The 4,813-nt window shown below is 36.2% G+C and carries 6 protein-coding genes; 1 reads left to right on the forward strand and 5 read right to left on the reverse strand.

Annotated elements, in window-relative coordinates; genetic code table 11:
* Positions 1-33: 33 nt before the first annotated feature.
* On the reverse strand, positions 34-831 hold the full coding sequence (locus tag A9G30_RS12605; RefSeq protein WP_141671947.1) for an RHS repeat domain-containing protein: 798 nt from the start codon (positions 829-831) through the stop codon (positions 34-36).
* On the opposite strand from A9G30_RS12605, the gene A9G30_RS13310 reads away from it, so the two are divergent.
* Positions 826-1,248, forward strand: a complete 423-nt coding sequence (locus tag A9G30_RS13310; protein ID WP_065587847.1) for a hypothetical protein — start codon at positions 826-828, stop codon at positions 1,246-1,248. The two genes, A9G30_RS12605 and A9G30_RS13310, sit on opposite strands and share 6 nt — an antisense overlap.
* A gap of 72 nt (positions 1,249-1,320) precedes the next feature.
* On the opposite strand, the gene A9G30_RS01670 is transcribed toward A9G30_RS13310, so the two are convergent.
* From A9G30_RS01670 to A9G30_RS13535, 4 genes are all read right to left on the reverse strand, one after another.
* Complete coding sequence (locus A9G30_RS01670) at positions 1,321-2,187, reverse strand: hypothetical protein (RefSeq protein ID WP_065587848.1); 867 nt, start codon at positions 2,185-2,187, stop codon at positions 1,321-1,323.
* Positions 2,188-2,313: 126 nt separating this feature from the next.
* Entirely contained in the window at positions 2,314-2,625 is a 312-nt protein-coding gene (locus tag A9G30_RS01675) for a DUF7716 domain-containing protein (RefSeq protein WP_065587849.1), read from the reverse strand.
* A 315-nt stretch (positions 2,626-2,940) separates the two neighbouring features.
* On the reverse strand, positions 2,941-3,753 hold the full coding sequence (locus A9G30_RS01680; RefSeq protein ID WP_065587850.1) for an IS3 family transposase: 813 nt from the start codon (positions 3,751-3,753) through the stop codon (positions 2,941-2,943).
* A complete protein-coding gene (locus tag A9G30_RS13535) occupies positions 3,753-3,875 on the reverse strand; it encodes a hypothetical protein (RefSeq protein WP_442903439.1) in 123 nt (40 codons plus the stop codon). Before A9G30_RS13535 ends, A9G30_RS01680 begins: the two co-directional genes overlap by 1 nt.
* Positions 3,876-4,813 lie beyond the last annotated feature (938 nt).

Raw genomic sequence — 4,813 nt, forward strand, 5'->3', positions numbered from 1 at the left:
ATTAAACCCACCTAGCAATCCTATCGGATCTGGCTAGGTAAAGTGGCCTATATCCGGATCATAATACCTGAAAGTATTGTAATGTAAGCCAGTTTCTCTGTCTAAATATTGTCCCTGATATCTGAGGTTCTGCTCTATGGGTTCGTGTTCGATTTCATGAATCCGTTTCCCCCATAATTGAAAGCTGCATTCCCACAGTATTTTACCGTTTTCGTCGGTCAACTCTTCCGGACAGCCATTCAGATCAGTGTGGAAGTACATGACTTTTTCAGGGTCATTACCTCTTTTATCTATTCGTGCCAGTGGTTCGTAGCTGTTCTGGTCGGTATAGATATACAGGCTGCGGTCTGTTTGTTCGATGCGTACTTCGCTCAGGCGGTGCTCGGCGTCGTAGTGGTAGTGCTGGATAGCACCGATGGTCTGTTTGGTCTGGGTTCGGCCGTGCTCGTCGTAGCGGTAGCGGTGTTCTCTGAAATGCAGCAGCTGGTTACAGCGGATGACATTCTGATTGCTGGGGTCTAATTCTATTGGCCGTCTGTGGTCTAACAGGTTGGCGGCGGCATCGTATTGCAGGGTTTCCCAGTATCTCTGGTTGCGGCAGCCTTCGATTCTGCCGGTGCGATCATAGTAGTAATCGGTCTGTCCGTGTTTGCTGTGTTTTTTGCTTACCAGCCGGTCGAGGTTGTCGTACTGGTAGCTGTGTTCGATGAGGATATCGGGCAGAATCGGATTCTGATTGCGCCATATCTGTTTGTGTTGCAGGCGGCTGTTACGGTCGTATTTGAACTGGGTGTTCAGCCGTCCCTGAGTGCGTAATACTTCGCGGTGCAACTTGCCGCGTTCGATGTCGCTGATGATGTTGCCATCGCCATCGATATTTATCTGGTGCAGGTGACCGGAACCGTAATACAGGCTGTTGATGGTACGCCCATCCGGCAGGGTGGTGGCGATACGGTTGCCCAGTGGGTCGTACTGGTGGCTGAGGGTACCCTGTGCGGTGGTTTCGCTCAGCAGGTTACTCAGCAGATCGTAGCTGAAGGCGATGAGGTCGGGTTCTGCTTCTGCGGGCAGGCCGGCTTTTTTGTAGCCGACTTTGATAAGGTTGTCGGCTTTGTCGTACTGGTAGGCGGGGGTGCCGTCGGTGGTGTATTTGCCGATCAGGCGGCCGATGGCATCGCGTTTGAAACGGTGGATGATTTCGGCACTGCTGCCGGCAGCAAAGTGTATATTGCTGACGTTGTCGAGTAGTTCATAATCTAAATTTTATTTGCGTTCTTCCGAGAAATGTTTGCTCTTTTAATCAGCCTTACCAAATAAAGACTACAATATTTTTAATTTTTCGGTTAACTCTTTTATACATGTGTCTGCCAATTTTTTGTATTCTATAGCAATTTTTCCTGAATACTTCTCATCAACTATTTTTTCAAACTCTTGAAATGTGCCAAAAAAGTCATTCATTTGAATAGCGAATCCATTATTAACCCAACAAGCAAAAATAGTTTGTGAGTTATCTTCGCAGTTTTTGCAATAAGCTATATTTTGTATTTTATCTATATCTAAATATAAACCGGTGCCAACAGATAAATTGTCAGGTAATTCTCGAATACTTGTTGATTCTATATTTAATTTACCTCCAATCGATAAATTTTCAGGTAATATTTTGATTTTTGAGTATTTTAAATCTAAATCACCTTTAATTGAGAAATTTTCAGGTAACGCTTCTATTTCAGTAAACCCTAAATATAAACTACCTCCAATAAAAAAATTTTTAGGTAATACTTTGATTTTTGTCATTGTTAAATTTAGATCACCTTTAACAGATAGGCTTTCCGGTAGTGCTGTTATTTCTGTATTCGCTAAATTTAGACTACCACTTATAGAAAAATTTTTAGGTAATGCTTTGATTTCCGTATTTGTTAAATATAAATAACCTCCAATAAATACCTTTTCAGGTATAGTTTTGATTTCTGTATTTCTTAAATCTAAATCACCACTAACAGAAAAATTTTTAGGTAGTGCTTCAATTTTTGTATGAGTTAAAATCAAATCACCGTTAATAGATAAGTTCTCAGGTAATGCTTTAATTCCTCTGTTTCTTAAATTTAAATTACCATCAATAGTGATTTTATTGTCTTGAATGAGATACTTTATACCTTTTTTATTTAGTAATTCTAAAAGTTTCTTCATAATCTCTCTTTAGCAATAAAAACGGCTTTAAATAGGCTGCATTAATGCGATTGACAACGGTAAATCTTACTATTACAGATTTATGTTTAATACTGGAAAAGTCAAAAAAAGACCTTTCCAGTATTATTAATCTAAAAAATCATCTTCTTTTAAGTAATAAATAATAGCATCTAATAGTTGATCTGTAGTGGCATTAGGATGATGCTCAAGTTTATTATAAATGATAGATTGAAATGTTGCTGAATCTAAAAAAGTCTTATATTTAATATTATCTTCAAGATCAAATTCCTCCTCATCATCATCTGCAATATAATAATTCGAATTTAATATATCGTCTTTTAATGAATTATTGAACTTTTTATCTACAAAATACCACTTAGACTCTGTTGCTGTTACGTTATGAACAATAAGATCAGCTAAGCCTTTTATCGTAATCATAATAACCTCACTTTAAAATTAAAAATCATCGACATCTTGTACCTCCTTCCCATTTTTTTGACCACCCGAACCATCTGGGTGATATATTTTATGATATTTATTGTGATCTTTTCGATCAACTAATTTTAATGAACCTAGGGTATTTACACTTTCAACTTACAATGCGAAAGCTATAAATTAATATTTAATAATGAGTTATAAATTAAATTTGAATCTATTACTAACGAATTTGTAAAATGAGTTTATCTAAAATACAATCAGAAAAAATCTACACTTGTAAATACCCCAAACTTAGTACACAACTCACGTAGAAAATCATGTTGCTTGTTTTAGTGTTTTATACTCAATCGGTGTCATGTTATTTAATGCCTCATGCGGTCTTTCGGTGTTATAAATGGTTAGCCATTCTTCGGTTATCTTTCTTACTTGTTCTAGATTATTAAATAGATATAAATCGAGTACTTCAGTACGATAGGGTTCAATATAGCCATTTTGATATCGGCTACCGGGCTGGATATAATCAATGGTTATACCATGTAATTTAGCCCAGTTGGTAAAGGTTTTTCCTGTAAATTCTGGGCCATTATCGACCCGTATTTTTAATGGATACCCATGATATTCGGCCAGTTTATCTAAGTAACGGGTAATCCTTCCTGCGGGTAAGCTTACTGCAATATCAATACCTAACGCCTCACGATTAAAGTCATCGGTGACATTGAATGTCCTAAAGCGACGTTGATTACGACTACTGTCACTCATAAAATCCATTGGCCAACATTCACCTTGTTTATTGGGAGCCAATAACTTTTCTGGCTCCCGAGGTGGCATTCGTTGTTTTCGTTTTGTTTTAAGATTCAGTTTTAACTCACAATACACTCGATAAACACGTTTATGATTCCATTGATAGCCGAGCTTTCTGATACGATTAAAACATTTAGGAAAGCCCCAGCGTAAATGCCTATCTGTGATAGCATTCAACATCGAAATAATCACTGAATCATCCTGTAACTTAGGTTGATAATAGTAAGCACAACGGCTTAAGCCAACAATAGCACAACTCATAACAATAGTAACCGAATGATTTTGTTGTAGTTGCTGTGCCCACGTTTTACGTGCCTTTGTGGGCACTAAAGCTTTTTTATGATTTCTTCCTGGAACTGGGATTTTAAGCTCAGTTCGGCAAACATCTGCTTAAGCTTGCGGTTTTCCGCCTCCAGCTCCTTTAAGCGTTTGATATCCGATGTTTCCATTCCGCCTTATTTTTCTCGCCATTTATAGAAAGTTGAATTACCCATGCCCTATTTACGGCACAGCTCTTTAACGGGAATACTCGCTTCAGCTTCTTTTAAAATAGCTACGATTTGATGTTCAGTCATTTTTTTCATAATTAAATCCTCTTTTACTGTTATCATAGAGAATTTTCTACTTTTTTGCTGTACTATTTTAGGGGGATAGTTACAGTACCTTCTATTAAATTTATTTTTATAGCAAATGTAGAACAATTTTCGAACTCTCTTAACTATAGTGGTGAAATATGGATTAGTTGTTTAATTTGGGATAATTTTGTTAACGATCTGGTAACATTAAAAAAAACAGCTACTTTGTATGATATGAATGAAATGTTTTCTATAAAAATAGAAAAGGATGAAAAAAACATTAAATATTGGTGGTCTGTGACTCGTCAGGGAATATTTAAGGATATTGTGCAATTAAGTTATCAAACCATTATTTCAGAAGATACATTGAATTATGTTAAATCACAATTTACCAATTATCCTAAGTGGTGGTAATTATAAAAATCCCCGTTTTAAAATAGCGAGGATTTTCCTTATTTACTCTGTAATTTTATCACCTATTAAAAAATAAAATAAAATCAATATGTTGTTCTGATCAATTATTATAAAAATAACACAATAACCTTTTAGTATATCCAAAAGTTATTTTTTACTATACTAGTACGACGAATACGGCAATGTTAATTGAGAAAGAGTTTGAAATCATTTATTTGATGAATGTTTAAAGGAATTTAGCATTCAGCGGTCATTAACTCATAAGGGATGACCCTATGATAATGCGGTTGCTGATGCGACATTTAAAGCGGTGAAGACTAAATTTGTGTCAAAAAAGTATGGACACACCATTTTCGCCAAAATCAGCTTATATGACAAATAGTCTAAAACAGAACAAT

The organism is Gilliamella sp. Fer4-1 (genome assembly GCF_001690515.1).
Taxonomy (GTDB): Bacteria; Pseudomonadota; Gammaproteobacteria; order Enterobacterales; family Orbaceae; genus Gilliamella; species Gilliamella apicola_C.